Annotated in this window: 31 protein-coding genes; all 31 read left to right on the forward strand. The window is 56.3% G+C overall.

Annotated features, from left to right (window positions below):
• Positions 1 to 2: 2 nt before the first annotated feature.
• The 31 genes from RO22_RS19580 (at position 3) to RO22_RS19725 (ending at position 18,191) form a co-directional block, all read left to right on the forward strand.
• Positions 3 to 323, forward strand: a complete 321-nt coding sequence (locus tag RO22_RS19580) for a MarR family winged helix-turn-helix transcriptional regulator (protein WP_041159159.1) — start codon at positions 3 to 5, stop codon at positions 321 to 323.
• The gene (locus RO22_RS19585; protein WP_041159160.1) at positions 320 to 730 is read left to right on the forward strand and encodes an HNH endonuclease; all 411 of its coding nucleotides are present in this window, start codon (positions 320 to 322) and stop codon (positions 728 to 730) included. Before RO22_RS19580 ends, RO22_RS19585 begins: the two co-directional genes overlap by 4 nt.
• Positions 730 to 1,011: a hypothetical protein gene (locus RO22_RS19590; RefSeq protein ID WP_041159161.1), complete on the forward strand. Its 282-nt coding sequence runs from the start codon at positions 730 to 732 to the stop codon at positions 1,009 to 1,011. Before RO22_RS19585 ends, RO22_RS19590 begins: the two co-directional genes overlap by 1 nt.
• On the forward strand, positions 998 to 1,663 hold the full coding sequence (locus RO22_RS19595) for a hypothetical protein (RefSeq protein ID WP_041159162.1): 666 nt from the start codon (positions 998 to 1,000) through the stop codon (positions 1,661 to 1,663). Before RO22_RS19590 ends, RO22_RS19595 begins: the two co-directional genes overlap by 14 nt.
• On the forward strand, positions 1,660 to 1,818 hold the full coding sequence (locus RO22_RS24705) for a hypothetical protein (RefSeq protein ID WP_161793660.1): 159 nt from the start codon (positions 1,660 to 1,662) through the stop codon (positions 1,816 to 1,818). Before RO22_RS19595 ends, RO22_RS24705 begins: the two co-directional genes overlap by 4 nt.
• Positions 1,806 to 1,940, forward strand: a complete 135-nt coding sequence (locus tag RO22_RS25220; RefSeq protein WP_268747822.1) for a hypothetical protein — start codon at positions 1,806 to 1,808, stop codon at positions 1,938 to 1,940. Before RO22_RS24705 ends, RO22_RS25220 begins: the two co-directional genes overlap by 13 nt.
• Positions 1,927 to 2,241 (forward strand): hypothetical protein, encoded by a 315-nt coding sequence (locus RO22_RS19600; RefSeq protein ID WP_041159163.1) that lies wholly within the window; start codon positions 1,927 to 1,929, stop codon positions 2,239 to 2,241. Before RO22_RS25220 ends, RO22_RS19600 begins: the two co-directional genes overlap by 14 nt.
• An 8-nt stretch (positions 2,242 to 2,249) precedes the next feature.
• Positions 2,250 to 2,585 (forward strand): hypothetical protein, encoded by a 336-nt coding sequence (locus RO22_RS19605; protein ID WP_041159164.1) that lies wholly within the window; start codon positions 2,250 to 2,252, stop codon positions 2,583 to 2,585.
• On the forward strand, positions 2,582 to 3,088 hold the full coding sequence (locus tag RO22_RS19610; RefSeq protein WP_041159165.1) for a VRR-NUC domain-containing protein: 507 nt from the start codon (positions 2,582 to 2,584) through the stop codon (positions 3,086 to 3,088). Before RO22_RS19605 ends, RO22_RS19610 begins: the two co-directional genes overlap by 4 nt.
• Entirely contained in the window at positions 3,088 to 3,735 is a 648-nt protein-coding gene (locus RO22_RS19615; RefSeq protein WP_041159166.1) for a hypothetical protein, read from the forward strand. Before RO22_RS19610 ends, RO22_RS19615 begins: the two co-directional genes overlap by 1 nt.
• A 361-nt stretch (positions 3,736 to 4,096) precedes the next feature.
• Entirely contained in the window at positions 4,097 to 4,627 is a 531-nt protein-coding gene (locus RO22_RS19620; protein ID WP_041159167.1) for a glycoside hydrolase family 104 protein, read from the forward strand.
• A 28-nt stretch (positions 4,628 to 4,655) separates the two neighbouring features.
• Positions 4,656 to 5,018 (forward strand): phage holin family protein, encoded by a 363-nt coding sequence (locus RO22_RS19625; protein ID WP_084625484.1) that lies wholly within the window; start codon positions 4,656 to 4,658, stop codon positions 5,016 to 5,018.
• On the forward strand, positions 5,015 to 5,431 hold the full coding sequence (locus tag RO22_RS19630) for a hypothetical protein (RefSeq protein ID WP_041159169.1): 417 nt from the start codon (positions 5,015 to 5,017) through the stop codon (positions 5,429 to 5,431). Before RO22_RS19625 ends, RO22_RS19630 begins: the two co-directional genes overlap by 4 nt.
• A 274-nt stretch (positions 5,432 to 5,705) precedes the next feature.
• On the forward strand, positions 5,706 to 6,035 hold the full coding sequence (locus tag RO22_RS19635; RefSeq protein ID WP_235270534.1) for an HNH endonuclease: 330 nt from the start codon (positions 5,706 to 5,708) through the stop codon (positions 6,033 to 6,035).
• Positions 6,036 to 6,147: 112 nt separating this feature from the next.
• Complete coding sequence (locus RO22_RS19640; RefSeq protein WP_041159171.1) at positions 6,148 to 6,618, forward strand: phage terminase small subunit P27 family; 471 nt, start codon at positions 6,148 to 6,150, stop codon at positions 6,616 to 6,618.
• Between the two features lie 6 nt (positions 6,619 to 6,624).
• Entirely contained in the window at positions 6,625 to 8,340 is a 1,716-nt protein-coding gene (locus RO22_RS19645) for a terminase large subunit (RefSeq protein ID WP_041159172.1), read from the forward strand.
• Positions 8,334 to 8,531, forward strand: coding sequence for a hypothetical protein (locus RO22_RS19650; RefSeq protein ID WP_041159173.1), 198 nt, complete (start codon positions 8,334 to 8,336; stop codon positions 8,529 to 8,531). Before RO22_RS19645 ends, RO22_RS19650 begins: the two co-directional genes overlap by 7 nt.
• On the forward strand, positions 8,531 to 9,808 hold the full coding sequence (locus tag RO22_RS19655) for a phage portal protein (RefSeq protein WP_041159174.1): 1,278 nt from the start codon (positions 8,531 to 8,533) through the stop codon (positions 9,806 to 9,808). Before RO22_RS19650 ends, RO22_RS19655 begins: the two co-directional genes overlap by 1 nt.
• Positions 9,796 to 10,734: a S49 family peptidase gene (locus RO22_RS19660; protein WP_041159175.1), complete on the forward strand. Its 939-nt coding sequence runs from the start codon at positions 9,796 to 9,798 to the stop codon at positions 10,732 to 10,734. The genes RO22_RS19655 and RO22_RS19660 overlap by 13 nt, the downstream gene beginning before the upstream one ends.
• Before the next feature lie 69 nt (positions 10,735 to 10,803).
• On the forward strand, positions 10,804 to 12,102 hold the full coding sequence (locus RO22_RS19665) for a phage major capsid protein (protein WP_041159176.1): 1,299 nt from the start codon (positions 10,804 to 10,806) through the stop codon (positions 12,100 to 12,102).
• A 91-nt stretch (positions 12,103 to 12,193) separates the two neighbouring features.
• Positions 12,194 to 12,427 carry a hypothetical protein gene (locus RO22_RS19670; RefSeq protein WP_041159177.1) on the forward strand — a complete coding sequence of 78 codons (234 nt, stop codon included), beginning with the start codon at positions 12,194 to 12,196 and terminating at the stop codon, positions 12,425 to 12,427.
• A 75-nt stretch (positions 12,428 to 12,502) separates the two neighbouring features.
• Positions 12,503 to 13,063, forward strand: a complete 561-nt coding sequence (locus RO22_RS23935) for a head-tail connector protein (RefSeq protein ID WP_052475723.1) — start codon at positions 12,503 to 12,505, stop codon at positions 13,061 to 13,063.
• A gap of 3 nt (positions 13,064 to 13,066) precedes the next feature.
• Entirely contained in the window at positions 13,067 to 13,402 is a 336-nt protein-coding gene (locus RO22_RS19680; protein WP_041159178.1) for a phage head closure protein, read from the forward strand.
• On the forward strand, positions 13,389 to 13,841 hold the full coding sequence (locus RO22_RS19685) for an HK97-gp10 family putative phage morphogenesis protein (RefSeq protein WP_041159179.1): 453 nt from the start codon (positions 13,389 to 13,391) through the stop codon (positions 13,839 to 13,841). Before RO22_RS19680 ends, RO22_RS19685 begins: the two co-directional genes overlap by 14 nt.
• Positions 13,838 to 14,566, forward strand: coding sequence for a hypothetical protein (locus RO22_RS19690; RefSeq protein ID WP_041159180.1), 729 nt, complete (start codon positions 13,838 to 13,840; stop codon positions 14,564 to 14,566). The genes RO22_RS19685 and RO22_RS19690 overlap by 4 nt, the downstream gene beginning before the upstream one ends.
• Positions 14,567 to 14,588: 22 nt before the next feature.
• Entirely contained in the window at positions 14,589 to 14,825 is a 237-nt protein-coding gene (locus tag RO22_RS19695) for a hypothetical protein (protein ID WP_041159181.1), read from the forward strand.
• Positions 14,826 to 14,891: 66 nt separating this feature from the next.
• Entirely contained in the window at positions 14,892 to 15,083 is a 192-nt protein-coding gene (locus tag RO22_RS19700; protein WP_041159182.1) for a hypothetical protein, read from the forward strand.
• The gene (locus RO22_RS19705; protein WP_041159183.1) at positions 15,076 to 16,041 is read left to right on the forward strand and encodes a hypothetical protein; all 966 of its coding nucleotides are present in this window, start codon (positions 15,076 to 15,078) and stop codon (positions 16,039 to 16,041) included. The genes RO22_RS19700 and RO22_RS19705 overlap by 8 nt, the downstream gene beginning before the upstream one ends.
• 79 nt (positions 16,042 to 16,120) lie before the next feature.
• A complete protein-coding gene (locus tag RO22_RS19710) occupies positions 16,121 to 16,462 on the forward strand; it encodes a hypothetical protein (RefSeq protein WP_041159184.1) in 342 nt (113 codons plus the stop codon).
• 74 nt (positions 16,463 to 16,536) lie between these two features.
• Entirely contained in the window at positions 16,537 to 16,971 is a 435-nt protein-coding gene (locus tag RO22_RS19715) for a DUF1799 domain-containing protein (RefSeq protein ID WP_268747827.1), read from the forward strand.
• A gap of 620 nt (positions 16,972 to 17,591) precedes the next feature.
• On the forward strand, positions 17,592 to 18,191 hold the full coding sequence (locus RO22_RS19725; RefSeq protein WP_041159187.1) for a hypothetical protein: 600 nt from the start codon (positions 17,592 to 17,594) through the stop codon (positions 18,189 to 18,191).
• Positions 18,192 to 18,203 lie beyond the last annotated feature (12 nt).

Below are 18,203 nucleotides of genomic sequence, written 5' to 3' on the forward strand. Positions count from 1 at the left end.
TCATGAATACCGCATTCCAACCGAGCGGCAACGAAGTAAAACGGGCTGCATTCAGCGATCACCGCCGTTCAGGCAAGCTCAGCGCCTCCCGCGGGCTAGTGACTGCCTCGCTGGTGAGCAAGGGCCCCATGACCCGCAACCAGTTGGCAGACGCTACCGGCCTACCGCTGGCCAGCATTTGCGGCCGCTGCCGTGAGCTGCTCGATATGGATTACATCGAGGTCGCGGGCATGAGCGCCGATTCCCCAGCGCGCCAGGTGCTGGGGCTGACTGAAAGCGGTAAGGCGCTGGCCATGGATGCGGCTAAGGGGGTGGCGTCGTGAAGCGATTAACAAAATCCGAGCGTGCAGATCTATTTGGCATGTTCGACGGCTGCTGTGCTTACTGCGGTGAAGAGCTAGGCCAGCGCTGGCATGCCGATCACGTCAAGGCTGTGCGTAGGCGTCATGAGTTATACCGGGATGGATCATCTGGATATAAGACGCGCCTGGTGGGTGCAGATAAGCCCGAAAACCACGCTATTGATAATTTTATGCCCGCTTGCGCGCCCTGCAATCTCTCCAAAGCGACATACACCCTAGAGCAATGGCGCGATGTGCTGGCTGGCTACGTTGGTGCGCTGGATCGTAATGCGCCCACGTACCGCATGGCTAAGAAGTATGGGTTGATCGTGGAGACCGATATTCGCGTGGAATTCCACTTTGAAAAACTTGCTCGGGAGGCTGCGTGATGTCGCTTAACCCTATTGATCATCAAAACATCGTGCTGCGCTTGCTGGGCATGTCATCCAGTAACCCCGCACACCTCACCTCGCTTGCGCATTCCTACCAGATCCCGGTATCGCTGAATGAGATCCGCGTTGCTTGTGACGCCTTGGTAGAGCAGGAGTTTGTCGAGCGGGCGGGTGGGTATGCGTATCGCTTAACGGCCTTTGGCACGGTTGAGTTGCCTGCTGTGCCGTTGCTGGAGAGTTATTACACCGCTGGAGGTGCTATCCATGCCGCTGAGTAAAATCGAGCGCGACGTGCTTGAGGTGATTTACGAAGAGCACCGCCAAACGCATCGCGGGGCTAAGTCGATGATCGTGTATGTGGGCATGAATGCCAAAACGAACGACCAGAAGCTGCACATTCTTCAGGCTCTTCAAGCGCTGTGTAGGCTCGGGCTAGTGGCCCGCCAGGGCGGCGATGCATGGCTTCCCACTTTAGAAGGTGATGCATGGCTTCCCACTTTAGAAGGTAAAGCGGCTCTTGATGTGAGTGCATCCGACACGCCTAGCTGGACTGGCTTCGATCCGGCTAAGCCTGGCGCTGATGTCACTGGTCACTTCGAATTCGATAGCAAGAAAGTTGAGCAGCCTATACCGCCCATCAAGCTTAGTAGCGAAGATCTCCAGTTTGTTGAGCGCCGCGAATTTAAACCGGAAGAGATTAAGGCAGCTCAAGAAGCCGCTGCAACTAAATGGGCAGAAGACATGACTCGGTTAATTATGGGGACTGATCGCATCAGCGATGACCTCCTAAACCGTTGCGCCGCCATGAACGCCACCCTGCTGGCGCAGGCCGAGCAAGCCTATGCCGCTGGTGAGCCGGAGGCATGGCGAGATCTTCACTGGCTGATGGAAACCGGCAAGCAGCTGGTGGCGTTGCGAGGTGACTCATGACCCGCAATCCCTACCAGCAGCCCAAGTGCCCAGAATGCCAGTACCGCAAGTCACCTAGCGAGTTTCGCGACCCGGCTACCCATGAACCATTGCCCGCATGTAAGCACTGCATGCGCAAAGCCCAGCGGGCGGGAGGTCAACGATGGACGGCGTAACGTGGTTTTTAATCGGGGTACTGTCAGGCGTGTTTATCACCGTGGCTTGCTCCGCGTTGGCATTCGGTAAAGCAGTGAAAGATCTCAACGACCATGGAGAGCAATCTGATGAGTGGCAATGATCTAAAGGGCGGGCAGCAGGCCCGCCGCGCCGCGATGCTGTGTCAGAACAAGCGCTTTGGGCTTTACCTCGATCAGCGCCGCCGACAGGCGAACGCCCTAGAGCGCCGCGATCTTCCAGACGGTACCCATGGCCCCGAGGATTGTGCGGACTGGCTGCGCAAAGCGTGCGGCATTCAAAGCCGTGCCGAGCTAGACCATAACGACGCTGCCCGGGCAATGCTTGATCGCATCATGGCGGATTACAGCAAGTGGGAGCGCCAGCAGCGTTTGAATGACCGGATATGTGGGGGTGTGGTGTGAAATCGTATATGCATGCTGTTCTATTGGTATCAGGCGCTGTTATCTCCACCTGGTTAGCCCCAGTCGCCCACGGCGGGCTTGCAAGCTTGGCGCTATTTGCCGCATGGGCTATTGGCTTGATGATTCTGATTTTGACAATGATCGCTTTCGTCATGGACTCGCCACTAGATACGCCTATTCAGGTACCTAGCACCCTTCGCTGGATCTTCATTATTAGCTGGTGGAGCGCTGTAGCTTGGGCGGCTTACCACGGCATGTATGGCTTGGCAGCCCTCCACACTCTGACTCCGTTGATGGTTAGGCTAGATCACATACGCAAGACACGCGAGCGGGGTAATTCATGAGCCTACGTATTCAACCAGCCCGCCGCCCGCGCAAGCCCAAGGCCGACGGCACTCCACGCAAGCGCCCCGTAGACTGGGAAGGCAATGAGCAAGCTGTCCTTATCCGCTGGCTCTTGGGGGAGAAGAAGCGCGGGGAGCCAGTAGGGCAGTTGTACGATGCGATCTACCACGTTCCTAACGGTGGCCAGCGCAGTAAGAGCACCGGGGCGGCCATGAAGCGGCAAGGTGTTAAAAGTGGCGTGAGTGACCTTGTGATTATGGATGCCCGCGGCGGCTGGCATGGGCTGTACATGGAGTTCAAGGCATCCCCGCCGCATACCGCAGCGCTGGCGCAGAGTCAGCATGATTGGCTGGCGCAGGCAGAAGCGCGCGGCTATTGCGCGGTGTTGGCTGTAGGTCTGGAAGAGGCTAAGCGGGTACTTGATGAGTATGCGTGCTTAGGGCCGTCTTATAGCCATTACACAAAAGCTAACGTTCGCGGTACCGAGTGGAGAAAGGGCTAATGGGCATGGCATTGAAGAAAGAGGGGATCGCAATGCGCGACGTATTAGAGCGTATGCCGATGAGCCGGTTACGTGAGGTGGCGAAAGAGTCGAATGCTAATCATCATCCTGAGGCGCCGCGCGTTTTTGTAAACCGTGTACTTGATATGGAGGTTGAGCGCCGCACTTGGTACGCCCATGAGAACCAGGGCTACCAGCCATTCAGCTCTACTGCCAAGCTAGGCGAGCATCCTGGAGGCGGTACCGCTGCCGCTGATCCATTGGTGATTGCGTATGATCGAGGTATTCGTGTGCATGCCGCCCATGAGGAAGCGCGCCAGTTCCTTGACTATGCACGTCTGACGCCTCGCAACTTGTTAGCGGCACTGATTCAGGCGGCTAAGACTGACCGCCGCGCAACTGGCCCTTGGTGTAAAAGCTTCGACCAGATAGCGGATGATGCAGGGCCTTATGCGCAGCGGCTAGGCTTCTCCCCGGGTATCATGCACGGTAAGACACTGGTGTGTTATGACACGATCCAGCACGAAAAGGGCTGGGTGCAACACGTAGAGTCTAAGCACGTGGTTCCACTGTTTAGGAATGGTAAGGCGATTAAGAATGCCGCTAATGAGGCGAGGGTGCAGCTACTACTGCTAGCGCAATTATAAAAATCACTACCGCATGTTGTGTTTGTCAGACGGTTGACCTACTATCTGTCTAGGCTGGCGCTGAATGTAGCTAGCCGCCACACACCATAAAGCCCTGCCGGTCACCTGGCGGGGCTTTTGCGTTCTGCGCAGGTGTCGGGAGTCGGGTAGTGCCGAGCTGGTGTTAGCAAGCCAGTGACCGTTAATAAACCAATGATGCTTGGGTTACACGTATGCGCACTCACTGAGCGCAGCCTATCGTCATAGACCAGAGCGGCTGACAGTGCAGCGCCGGAAGCGTAACCGGCACTCTTTCCCATTGCGTTGCCACCTGGCGCGCCTTGCCCCTCCGTGTTGGGGCCTTTCTATTCCTGAGGTCGTCATGTCTGCTCACTCGCCTGCCCATTGGTACGACGAGGCGGAACTGCTGCGCCTTGAGCCAGCGCCGCCTAAGGATACGCGAGCGGGCAACGTGGCCGCGTTCCTCGACATGCTGGCATATGCAGAGGGCACACCTCGATACGGTAACCAAGACGGCTATAACGTGATTGTCGGCGGCGGCACCTTTGAGAGCTACCACGATCACCCGCGTCAACTGGTATGGCTGCCTACGTATGAGATCCACTCAAGCGCTGCCGGTCGTTATCAATTCCTGGCACGCACCTGGGATGATCTCGCTAAACGATTTCATCTGCCTGACTTCACTCCCGCCAGTCAGGATCTAGGCGCCATTCACCTGATCCGCCAGTGCAGAGCACTTCCCCTGATCCATGACGGCCGCATCCGTGAAGCCATTCATGCATGTCGGCGCATATGGGCGAGCTTGCCAGGTGCTGGTTATGGCCAGCGCGAATTAGCCACTGATGAGCTGCTGGGCGTTTACGAAACAGTCGGCGGCATTTCCATCGATTAACTGACGAGGCCCGCCCGAGAGGTGCGCCATGAACAAACGATCTAAAGAGAAACGCACCATGCCACATCGTGATCCAAACAATTGGCAGTGGCTGCTCGATTATCTGTCTATCGCTATTGCCTCCATCCTGACGTTTGCGATGGCCTTCATTCGTGGTGTTCACGAGGGAGGCAGCCTCAAGAAATCGCTGCTAGGTGCAGTCATGTGCACGTTATTGGCTACGCCGCTGTTCCCAGTGTTCCTGTGGATTGCTGAGTCGCAGGGGTGGCCGCCCATTAGCGCCTTCCCCCCGTGCGTATTCCTTGCGTTCCTGGGCACCGATTGGATACGTGCCAAAGCAGACGACCTTTATGAGGTTTTCATTAACTTCGTTAAGAAGTGGCTCAAATGATTGCCTCGCTTCAGGCGAAAGCCATTGGCCTGGTGGTAGGTGGCTTGGCACTGCTGAGCGCATTCCTCTATTGGCAGCACATCACCTCTCAGCGAGACGCCTACCACGCTGAAGCCGAGCGCCAGCGAAGCCGTGCCGAGATATTGCAAGAGCACCAGCAGTGGCAGCGCCAGCAGATCGAGACGTTGAGCAATGCCATGGTTGAGCGTGATCGTAAGTTAAGCGCTATCGCTGAAGACATAAGCGCCAGCACAGCCGCGCTTGATCAACTGGGAGAACAGAATGCTGAGATCCGCGCGTGGCTTGATAGGGATCTGCCTGTTGGCATTGGTGACTGGGTGCGCGAGCTCCAACGTCCAGCCGATGGAGATGCAGTGCAACGGCCCGACAGTACCCGAATACCTCACCAGTGAGCTACCCGCCCCAGCGCTAATTCTTCAAAGCCATAAAGGCTTGCTGTTGTTGCTCGCTGAGTATGAAGCGATGCGCCGCCGGTTCAATGCAGACCGAGCAGTGGTGGTCGAGATACTAACTAACGATGCAGGGGATGAGTGATGCCACTACCCAACAACCGCGCCTTCTGGCTGTTAGCTGCCGCTGTTGCGCAGGTCGCCCGGTTCTTCCGTTGGCTTAAGAAACTCCTGTCAGCAAATGCCTAGCTCGCCACCACGCCCATGCCGTGCACCAATGTGTGCAGGCAAAACCACGCACAAGCACGGCTACTGCGATAAGCACGCCGACCAAGCAGTCACCTGGAAGAAGTCACCCACAGCTAAGCAGGATCGCGGCGGCAGGCCATGGCGTCGCAAGCGCCAGCGCATACTGCAGCGTGATAAAGGCCTGTGCCAGCCGTGTCTGCACCTAGGTATTTACACCCCAGCCGTTGAGGTTGACCACATCGTCAATATCGCCTCAGGCGGCACCGACAGCGACGACAATTTGCAGGCGATATGCGACCCGTGCCACAAGGCCAAGACGCAGGCAGAGGCGCGCCGGGGGCGTGGCGAAGACGCCTGAGGGGGAGGGGGGGGGCAAATCCCTACAGCCCTGCGTCAGCGGACACCGACGCCACCATTAGATTTTTATACCCGCGAAATTAAAAAATCAGGTCGGCGCGAGGAATTATCAAATGACACAAGGTCGCAAACCTAAGCCGAGCCACCTGAAAGCGGTGCAAGGCAACCCTGGAAAGCGCGGCATTAACCACGATGAACCTGAAGGCGAAGAGCTGACCGAAGTACCACTTCCGCCGGATTGGCTTGATCCGATCGGCATCCAGATGTGGGAGAAAATTGGCCCTTGGCTAGTGAGCTCCAAGATCCTTACCGGATCTGACCTTGCCAACCTGGAAGCCTACTGCGCAGCTTATGCCCGCTGGCGTAAAGCAGAAGAGGACATCGCTATAAAAGGCATCACGGTGCAGGGCATGAACTCCGAAGTGAAGAACCCCGCCTGCACCGTGGCGAATGAATCCCTTAAGCAGCTCGTGACGTTTGGCAGCGCCTTAGGCTTGGATCCTTCTAGCCGGTCGCGTCTCGCCATACCTGGCGCGAAAGATGCCGGTAACCCATTCAAAGACCTCATAGGCAAAAAGCGATGAAGCGCAATGGCCAGCTACCCGAACGTCAACGCCGCGAACAAGTACGCTCGGGACGTAGTGGCCAAAAAGATTCCCGCGTGCAAGGAGGTACGGCAGGCCTGCCAACGCCACCTGGACGATCTCAAGGCGCAGAAATCCCGATCATATCCGTACCGGTTCGATAAGGAAGAAGCTGAACGGTGTTGTGACTTCATTCAACTACTGCCACACACCAAGGGCCGATGGGCGCGTGAGAAGCGGCTCATCACGCTTGAGCCCTGGCAACTGTTTATCGTTGCTTGCATTTTTGGTTGGCTCAAAAAGAAAACCGGACTACGCCGCTTTTCAGAGGCATACATTGAAGTAGAGCGTAAGAACGGCAAATCAGTGTTGGCAGCTGCGATTGCCAACCTGCTGTTTTGCGCCGATGGCGAGTACGGCGCAGAAGTCTACTGTGGCGCGACCACAGAGAAGCAAGCTTGGGAAGTGTTTCGACCTGCACGCTTGATGCTAATGAAGTCGCCCGCGCTGGTCAGTGCGGCAGGCATCGAGATAATGGCCAAGAACATCTCGATAGCAGAAGACGGCTCCCGCCTGGAACCATTGATCGGTGACCCAGGTGACGGCTCATCGCCCAGTGGCTCGATAGTTGATGAGTTCCATGAGCACCAAACACCCAACCTATACGACACCATGTCGACTGGTATGGGCTCACGCGATCAGCCGTTGATGTTCATCATCACCACGGCAGGCTTCAACCTGGCAGGCCCCTGTTACGACAAGCGCCGCCAGGCACAGCAAATGCTTGATTTGTCGCTACCAAATGATGAGCTGTTCGCCATCATCTACACGATTGATGCCGGCGACGATTGGAAAGACCCCAGTGTTTTACGTAAGGCAAACCCTAACTTCGGCATTTCAGTTGGTGAAGACTTTCTTCTCAAGGCCCAACGGGACGCCGTTCGCTACCCAAGCCGGCAAAACAGCTTTCTCACCAAGCACCTGAATGTCTGGGTGAGTGCACGTACAGCGTGGCTCAATATGGCCAGCTGGCACGCGCTGGGTGATGAGTCGTTAAAGATAGAAGACTTCATCGGCAAGGCCTGCTGGTTAGGCGTGGATCTCGCCAGTAAGACCGACATCGCGAGCATCGCTTTGTTGTTCCGTGACGAAGTGCCCGACAAGAAAGGGCGCATGAAAACGCGCTGGACGGTATTCGTTCGTAACTACCTGCCGGAAGGTGCGGTTGAGCGGGCCAGCAACAACAAGGCCGCTTATGAAACGTGGGTGAATAGCGGTGACCTGATCATCACCGATGGCGAAGAGCTCGACTTCGATGTGATCCGCGATGACATCAAAGACCTGGCGGGCTTATTCGAGATAACAGAAATTGCCTACGACCCCTGGCGCGCCACGCAGCTTGCCCACCAGTTAATGGCAGACGGTGCCAGCATCGTTGAGTACCGCAACACCGTTCAAAACATGAGTCCCGCCATGCGGGAAATGGAAGCCGCCATCACTGGCGGTCGCTTCCGGCATGCCAAGGATCCGGTGCTCACCTGGATGGCCAGCAACGTGGTCGCAAAGGCAGACGCCAAAGACAACATCTACCCACGCAAAGAAAAGCCCGACAACAAGATCGACGGCATCATCGCCATCTTGATGGCGCTCGGTCGCGCCGTGCTCACCGAAAACGACGAGCCGGAAGAATCCATTTACGACACCTCGGACGTTACATGCTGATCAATCTCATCACCTTCACAGTCGGCCTGCTGGGTGTCGGGCTCGTCGCGTTTGGCGCGTGGCTGGTACTGCCCGCCGCGGGCTATATCGTCGCGGGCAGCTTCTGCCTGTTCTGGTCGTGGCTGGCTTCCAAGGCAGCGGCCCAGGCAAACCAACCGCCACCGGTCGCCAAAAACGAAGAGGATAGCTAATGTTCTGGCCCAGCCTCTTCAACTCACCCGCCACCGGCAGCCCGCAGAAAAGCCAGGATTGGACAGGTAATTGGGTGAGCTCCAACACCAGCCGCCAAAGCGCCGCTGGCACAATGGTGAACACTGAAACCGCCCTGGGTGTAAGCGCATTACGCGGTTGCGTTACCCTGCTAGCGGAGTCGCTGGCGCAGCTGCCCTGTGAGCTCTACCGCCGCGACGACAAAGGCGGGCGCGAGCGTGCGACCGATCACCCCCTTTATGACGTGATCCACAGCCAGCCCAACCGAAAAGACACCACGTTCGAGTATTACGAACAAGGCATGGGCCACCTGGCGCTGGAAGGAAACGAGTTCTCACTGATTGAACGCGATGGTGCTGGCTACCCAACAGAGCTAATCCCCGTCCACCCCAAGAAGGTTGGGGTGCTTAAAGGGCCGGATGGACTGCCGTATTACCAACTGCTGGATTACAAAAACCAGATACTGCCGATGCGCTCAGTGCATCACGTTAAGGCGTTCTCGCTAGATGGATATGTAGGACTTTCACCCATCGCTACCAACGCCGACACCATCGGCCTAGCTATGGCCACCGAGCAACACGCCTCCGCGGTGTTTCAGCGTGGCGCCACAATGTCGGGCGTTATTCAAAGGCCCAAAGAAGCCACGGCGATTAAAGACCAGGCATCGGTTGACCGTCTGTTGAGTAAATTCACAGAGCGTCACGGCGGCGGTCTGCGAAATGCCTTCTCGGTGGCACTGCTGCAAGAGGGCATGGAATACAAGCAGCTCTCGATGGATAACGAAAAGGCTCAGTTGCTGGAGTCGCGCAACTTTGGCGTGGTGGAAGTGTGCCGGCTATATCGTATCGCGCCCAACATGATCCAGCACCTGGACAAGGCCACCTTCAACAACATCGAGCACCTTGGCCTGCAGTTCGTCATCTACACGCTGATGCCGTGGATCAAGCGCAAAGAGGCCGCGATGATGCGCGACCTGCTCATCCCCAGCGAGCGCAAGAACCTTTACATCGAATTCAACGTATCCGGCCTGCTGCGCGGTGACCAGAAGTCACGCTTTGAAGCCTACGCAATTGCCCGCCAGTGGGGCTGGTTGAGTGTTAACGACATTCGCCGCTTAGAAAACATGCCTCCGATCAAGGGAGGCGATCGCTACCTGAGTCCCATGAACATGGTGGATTCACAGCAGATGCAGAACTCGCTGAATGCCACGCCCCAACAAATGCAAGAGATCGAGGGAATACTCGCATGCACGCAATGATCAACTACCCGCACATCGCGTCCATGGTGTTTAACACGCCACTGTACGCAACTCCCACGCTCGTGCAGGCCGTGCGCAACGTGCTGGAACCTCGCTTGCTAGGGCGTGCTAACGACCTACCGCAAAGCCTGGGCATGGAATCAGGCAGCGGGGAAGACCGTGAAATGCAGCGCCTACAGGTATCGGGTCGCATCGCTGTTATTCCTGTGCACGGTGTGCTGGTGGCGCGCCGTGGTCACATCAACGCGGCGTGTGAAGAGATCCTGTCGTATGAGCGCTTGCGCAGCCAAATCACCGCCGCGTTAAAACATGAAATGGTCGAAGAGATCGTGCTCGACTTCCACACCGGTGGTGGCCACGCCATGGGCTGTAAAGAGCTCGCCGATTTTATCCGTGCCAGCACGGCCATTAAGCCCATTACAGCGATCGTCAACTTCGCTGCTTACTCGGCGGGCTACTACCTAGCGTCGGCATGCTCGCGAATTGTCGCTAGTCCTACTGCGGGCGTCGGCTCCATCGGCGTGATTATCGAAACCTACGAAGTCAGCCGCTGGGAAGAAGAGATCGGTATTAAGTACAACACCTACTATCGCGGCGACCACAAGAACAACGCCTCCCCTCATGAGCCGATCACCGACCAAGCCGTACAGGAGATTAACGGAATGTTGGATGTCGCCTATAGCGAATTCACAGAAGCCGTGGCCAGCTTCCGCGGGCTGGATGTGTCCGCCATCGTTGATACCCAAGCGCGGCTGTTCCGGCCAAAAGAAGCGCTTTCCCTAAAGCTGATCGATGAGATCGCCCCCGCACAAGACGCCATCGACACTATCGCGCAGCGCTACACCAGCAACACCGGTACCGCCCCACGAAACAACCGAAGCATTCGCGCCCAGGCGCGAGCGTTCGACACCAGTTGTCAGCTCTAGCCACGCGGCGGAGCGACATCACGGCGGCCATGAGCCGCCTTTTTTGTGCCTAAACGAAGAGGAAGTACCATGCCTAATATCGAAGAACTCCGCCGCAAGCGTGCCGAGATTAACGCGCAAGTGCAGGCGCTGGCCGCTGTTGAGATGGAAGCGGGCGAGCTGAACGAAGAGCAGCTGGCTGAATTTGAAAAGCTGGCCACCGAGTTTGATGAAATCAGCGCCAAGCTTTCCCGCGCTGAAAACATTGAGCGCATGAACGCCGCTTCCGCCGAAACAGTCCCCGCCTTTGGTGGTGGCCAATCGGCCGCGGTGCATATCAAACCCGAGCTTAAGCAGTACACCGGCGCCAAGGTGGCGCGCATGGCGATGGCCGTGGCCGCCGGTAAAGGCGATATGCAGTTGGCCTCGAAGTTCGCCAGCGGTGAAATCGGCGATGCTGACGTAGCGATGGCCATCGACACCAGTGCAAATTCCGGCGGTTCGCTAGTGCCTGAGAACATGCATAACGAAGTGATTGAATTGCTTCGCCCCAAAACCATCGTTCGCGCACTGGGTGCCCGTTCCATGCCACTGCCTAACGGCAACCTGAGCATGCCGCGCATGTCGTCTGGTGCAACCTCTAGCTACGTAGGCGAAGGCTCCGATGTGCTGGCGACCGAGGCCAACACTGACGATGTAAAACTGAACGCCAAAACCATGATCACGCTGGTGCCGATGAGCAACCAGTTGATTGGCCGTGCAGGGTTTCAGGTAGAGCAGCTGTTCCTAAACGACATGCTGGCCAGCATGGCGGTACGGGAAGATAAAGGCTTCCTGCGTGATGACGGTACCAATGACACGCCTACTGGCTGGCGTGCCGTATGTCAGGCGGAAGGGCGTGTAGTGCCCTGGTCTGGCACGGCAGATCTGGCGACCATTGATGCCTACCTCGATAGCATGATGCTCGCGTTGATGGAAAGTGACAGCCTATTGATTGAGCCAGGTTGGGGGCTGTCTCCGCGTACCTATATGAAGTTGTTTGGTTTGCGCGACGGTAACGGCAACAAGGTGTATCCCGAAATGGCCCAAGGTCAGCTAAAGGGTTACCCCATCCGCCACACCACCACCATTCCGGTGAACCTGGACACCTCAGGCGATCTGAACAACAACGAAACAGAGATCTACTTCGGTGACTTTAACGATGTGATCATCGGCGACAGCGATGTCATGACCATCGATTTCAGCCGTGAAGCCACCTACAAAGATGGCGGCGGTAATCTGGTATCTGCATATAGCCGCAATCAATCGCTCCTGCGTGTAGTGAAAGAGCACGATATTGCCTTCCGCCACCCAGAAGGCCTGGTGCTGGGTACCGAAGTCACCTGGTAAGGCTTTCCTGTTTGTAGAACAGCTAAGCAATAGCCGAAGACCCGCCGCGTGCGGGCCTTCGCCGTTACCCCCTTTATGACAGGAGCCACCCATGGCCGCCACCAAAAAACCTGCTGAAAAGCTTCACACCATGGTGTTTCTAAAACCCTATGGCCGTTACTCCCGTAACGATCGTGCGGGCTTCCCTCAAGAGAAAGCCGAGCAGCTGGAAAAGCGCAAGATCGCTATTCCAGCAGATAAATTCAAAGCCGCCGAAGCCGAGCAGGCCAAGGCCGCTGGCGCGAATAAACCGGCCAAAGGCACCGAAGGCGCCGACAAGGTTTAGCCCTCGCTGCCTTTATCGCTATGCCAACGCCGCCATTGGGCGGCGTTGATGTTTCTGACTATTGAGAGCCCCTGAATGATCACGTTAACCCGCGCCAAACTGCACCTTCGGTTAGCTATCACCGAAGAAGAGGCAACGGCCTACACCGATGAAGACGCGATTATTCAAGGGCTCATCAACGGCGCCTACCAATACGCCGAACACTACACCCAGGCAACGCTGGCCACGCGCACCAAAACGCTGGTGCTCGATGGCTTCCCAGCGGGGAGTGATGCCATTGAACTGCCGTGGTCGCCGGTAACCGCCATTGAATCCCTGGAGTACATCGACCCCGAAGGCATCGAGCAATCACTCGATGCTGAAACGCTACGGCTAGACACACGCCCCATTTACCCGCTGCTGGCGCCGCAATGGGGTAGCCACTGGCCCAGCACTACCGACGAACCCGAGAGCGTCACCATTACCGCCACAGCAGGCGCGGCAGAAACCCCGCCAGATGTTGATGTCGCCATCCTGCTGCTGATCGGCCACTGGTACGAAAACAGGGAGAGCGTTGCTATAGGGACAATTACTAGTGAAGTGCCGATGGGCGTGGATATGCTGCTGGCGCCTCATCGAATCCATGCCGTGGGGTAGGACATGCGTATTGGTAAAAAGCGAGATCAGGTTGTCCTCGAATGGTGGCAAAAGGGCGACCGCACCGACTCAGGTGCAACACCGGAAGGGTGGCAGCCAGGTGGCAAAGTGTGGGCTGAGGTTGAACAGCTACGCGGCCGCACGCTATTCGCCGCCCAAGAAGCCAACGCCGAAACCACCGCCCGTATCCGAATGCGGTACCGGGCAGACATTGCCGCTGCCACTGGCAAAATCCTACGGCTACGCCATGGCGGGATGACCTACCAACTGGAGGGCCGCCCGATCGACCTAGGCGGCCGCCGCACAGAGCTGGAGTTGATGTGTCATGAGTGGGTTTGATTGGCAGGTTCAGGGAGTCCACCTGCAGGAAATGCAGCGTGAGCTAAAGGCGTTGGAAGACAACATCAAAGAGCGTGCCATACGGGCCGGCTTGGTGTCAGTGGTAGCCCCGGTCAAGCGCACCGCCAAAAGCGAAGCGCCCTCGGATAGCGGCGATATGGCCCGCGCCGTCGGCCACCGCAACATTAATAAACGCCAGCGTAGTCGCTTAGGTTTCAAGCCCGGCGAGGTGGGCCTACTGGTAGGCACTAACCGCAAGATCAACGGTCGCTGGCAGGGCCGCAAAGGCATGTGGCAGGAGCAAGGCACCGAGAACATGGAAGCCAACCCGTTCCTATGGCCCGCCATGCAGAAACACCAAAGCGGGGTGCCCGGGCGGTTTTACGAAGGGCTCTCGAAATACCTAGATCGGCAGCGCACGAAAGGGGCCATTGCATGATTGATAGCATCATTACCGCACTCAGTGCCTCAGGGATTACCGCAGCCCCCAGCAGCGAAGCCGACCCCAGCCGCGCCGATACTGTGCCTGGCTTAGTTGCCCTAGTAGACCCCGTTGTCAGCAGCGCCCTTTGGCCGCTCAACCTACCGGCGGATGCCCCCGGCACCAACGGCGTTTACAACCTGGCAGGCCAAAGCGGCATCGAGGTAGACGGTTACCGCTTGGGGCGCGTGGACACCTACGTACTCAGCCTCCGGTCACCCGAGTTCGACCCGCTACGCACCATGAGCACTCAGCTTATCGAGCGAGTCGCCGTGCAGAGTGGCAGTGAAGGCTGGGAGATCACCGACGCCGCCACCGATTACGAATACGACCAAAAGCAATACCGCGCCCACTTTGAGTTGCAAGCCACCAGCTTAGCGATGTCAGCCCCGGCACTTCCCGCAGCGTTCGTTCACCCCGTGCAAGCCACGGCAGAGCCCAACGCACTCGGCACCATGAACGTTCGCCAGACCGTGACCGAGCATATCGCTGTTGTGCTAGTGGCCGAACAAGCCGAAGTGGATACACAGCGCCGCGCCATTACAGCAGCCCTGCTGGGCTTAGAGAACCCGGCGGATGCCGTCGCTCCACTGGAGTACGCAGGCGGGCAGCGCATTGCTGTCTCCGGCAGCCACGTCTACTGGCGTGAGCTTTATAGCTACGATCGCCTGATACGTAGCTAATCAAATCAGAGAGAGCAAAATCATGATCCAGTTTTGGTTAGCGGAGCTTGATAGATATGGCAATCCAACACTCATTGATGGGGCGCACGGTGCAAGAGAGGGAGCTGAAGAGGCGTTAACACTCCGGCGCCGCCTGCCCATGTTGAGTACAGATGGCCGTAAATTCGCAATTGCTGAGGTTCGATTGAGTGAGCCCACTGGCGCCCACGGCCCACTGAACGAAGAAGCATTAGACGTCTTGGGCGCTCACAAGCCTTAGGCCCAATTGACCCACCCCAACAAACCCCGCCGCGTGCGGGTTTTTTTATGCCTGGAGGAAACCCCCATGCCCAGCAAAGGCGGCCGCTACGAGATCCGTGACGGCAAGCGTGTGCTAACGCACCAAACCAAACCGGCGCCCGTGAAGACCGCGAAAGCGCCCGACTCAAAACCCGCCGCCGCGTCGGTGAAAGCCGACGCCGTAGCACCCAAGCCCACCAAGGCGGTGGCCAAAAAAGAGGTAACAGGCGATGAGTAATGAACCACTACTCTGGCGAATTCTGACCGTTGCGGCAGTCATTGAAGATGAGTACGGCGTCACGCCCACCGATCTAAGCACCGCCGTGTTTTTTGATGTAATGACCAAGGATTCACCCGGCGTTTATCAAGGCGATACCGCCGAGCGTGAGCGCGTGAAGCCAGGCTTTGGTGCTAACGAGCAGGTTAACGTTGCACCGTATTCCACGCGTACGATTCGCGTGCCCTATGCGGGCTCAGGAACCCCCGGCGTGCCGCCTTCATTCTGGCCGTTAATGTTGTGCTCTGGTCATAGCGAAACAATCGATATGACCGTGGACGAAGAAAAGGTAATTTACGATCCGGTTTCCAGCAACTTCAGTTCTGTCTCACTGCTTTGGTGGTCTGATGATGACGAGCTGCAGGTGTTGCCGGGTGTGCGCGGTACCCTGACGCGTACCACCGATGCTAAAGCCATGCCGTACTTTGAGTTCAACCTCACCGGGCTATATGTGCGGCCCACTACAGAGGCGCCGCCATCAGGCGCGACCCGTGCGCCCCAGGCTGGCGAAGTGCCGGTTAACAAGCAAAACAGCACGTTCACGTTCTTCGGCTACGAGGCGCCGATGCAGTCCTGGTCGTTCGATATGTCTGGACAGGTAGAGCACCGCAACCTGCCCGGTTATGAGGGTGTGCATCTTACTAACCGGAATGCGGCGGGCCAGGTCAATATCCAAAAACCGCGCCTCGCTGACTTCAATATCTATGAAAAGATTGAGTCTCATAACGGCACGGTAGTAGACACGGTAACGTTCTCCCATAACAAAACGCCCGGCAATATTGTGGATTTTGAGGCCACCCGTGTGCAGCTCTCGAATTACGCCGAAACCGAGGTTCAGGGGATTACCCATTCCACGATGGATACCCGCCTGCTTTCCGCGCCCGAAGGCGACGGCGACTACCGCTACGTTTTCCGCTAATCACTTAACCCACAACCGCTAACCACATCGCGCCGCCTAAGGGCGGCGTACTTGTTTGTGCCAACTACAGGAACACACCATGTCTCTCATTCTGAAGAAAATCCCCACCATTACTGTTGATGTACCCATTCAAGTGCCGGGCGATAAGAAGGCATCAACGATCCAGGCAGAGTGGAAGCTGCGTAAGTGGGATGACTACCGCGCCAATGTTGAGGCGGCTCAGTCAGGCAAGAAAAAAGATGAAGAGTTTCTAGAAGATCTGGTGAACATCACCGGCATTAAAGGCGAAGACAAAAAGGATTTGCCGTTTGATAAAGAGCTGGTCGAGCAGCTAATGCAAGAAACCTATATTCGCCGGCCGTTGATCCTCAGCTGGTACGCCGCCCAGGAAGGCCGCAACCAGGCCGCCGCAAAAAACTAAGCGGCGCTGGCCAGTGGTGGGCCAGCGGCCCAGCCCCCAAAGATCAGCGTAAGAAAGACACTGACCGCTGGGGGCTGAAAGACGCCGATACACCCGAAGCGCCCCAACACTTTGAGGTGTGGGAAGAACACTGGCCAGCGCTGGAACTGTTTCTCGCCATGCGCACCCAGTGGCGTACGGCCATCGGCATGGCAGGCGGGCAACGCCTGGGGATCGACTACACCTCGCTATATGGCCACCCCAAGTTCGCCCGCCTGGATTATGACGAGCAAGACAAGCTGCTAGGCCAGATCCAGCACATAGAAGCGGGCGCGCTCGCGGCGTTTAATGATCAAAGCCACCTAGCCGAGCAGGAGGCAGAGCAGCAAGCCCAAGTAACGGAGATCATTGAGAAACGCGCCGAGTTGAGTTTCCTGCAGGAAGAGCAGCAGCGCATCAACGTACGTGAGCTTATGAACGTGATGGATCTGCCGGCCGATTACAGGAGTGATGGGGCGTTTGTGGCGTAGAGATCTTTTCCGACTTTAACTCGTTACACTGATCATCAATATCAAAAGGGCCCTGGCAATTGCCGGGGCGGCTAACTGGAGGTTTTATGAACGAAGTACAGAAAGACGTGAAGCGAATTCGCGAACTGCTTGAGGAGCTTGTGATGCTTCAGAAGGCATCCAGCAAGAGTCTTCGAGCCGACGTTAGATAGCGCTTAGCACAAACACTAACTGAGAGTCGCCGTGCTCGTCTGGTGTCATTTCGTGCCGCCTAGCTGTGCACTCGAACATATGGCCCTCTTCAGATCCCTTTGGGTATAGTCGTACGTGATCGCCAACTAAGAGGTTAGTTGGGTTAAAACTGACAGATACAGTCGGCTTCAGCGCCGCTTTGATGTCATCACTAACGCTGTCATCGAATTGAAATGTACTAAATATCATCAATTTTCCCTTAGCTTTTGGTTATCCAATTGACCTTATCAGTAACTAGGCGCTGAACAATCCTGATTTTTATCCATGCTGTTTATAAAGCCATGCTTAAATATCACTTAAGCACATGCTCATGCGGAATATTTAGGGAGGTGCCTCTGTTCTCTTAATCCGCTAAGCTGGCTTGGGAACAACAAACTGAAGAGGGCCTTATGTCAGCACAAACTATGCCGGATAGAGAGCGTTGGTCAGGATGGGTAACATTTGCATGGCTATTGGCAATACTTGCTTGCATTGGAGGTGTTGCAATTATTGCTATTGCTGGATCTATTGAGGTGCCGCGTGAAAATGGTTTCGGTAGAGTCGAGACCGTAAGAGAAGCCAATGTATTCATATGGTCGCTGGGTATTGGGCAGGCGGTAAGCGCCTTAATGCTTGCTGCGCTGTTCAGCATGATTAACTCAATTTATAAGAATTCTTGTTTGTTGGTAGGATTACAGTCTGATGTAGATCCAAGCTTGAAGGAAGATGCCCCCAACCGCTCTTGGCCTCAATCGTCAAATATGACACCGGATGCTAATGGGCCAAGGGTTGTAAAAATATCCGATAAATCACCTTTATTCGATAAAGCTTATGTGGATTGGTATCTAACAAAAGCAAACGGTAACAACATTTCATCTAGCAAAGACATAAAGCCGATGTTGAAGCTTGGTGAGAACAGCTTCATTTTTATAAAGCCAACAGGTGAACAGGTAACAATCAATACTACTGTCAACTCTGATTTACGCCTACATATGACTTTAAGTAGATAAGTCTCTAGATTT

Origin of the sequence: Halomonas sp. KHS3 (assembly GCF_000830495.1) — a bacterium.
Lineage (GTDB): Bacteria > Pseudomonadota > Gammaproteobacteria > Pseudomonadales > Halomonadaceae > Vreelandella > Vreelandella titanicae.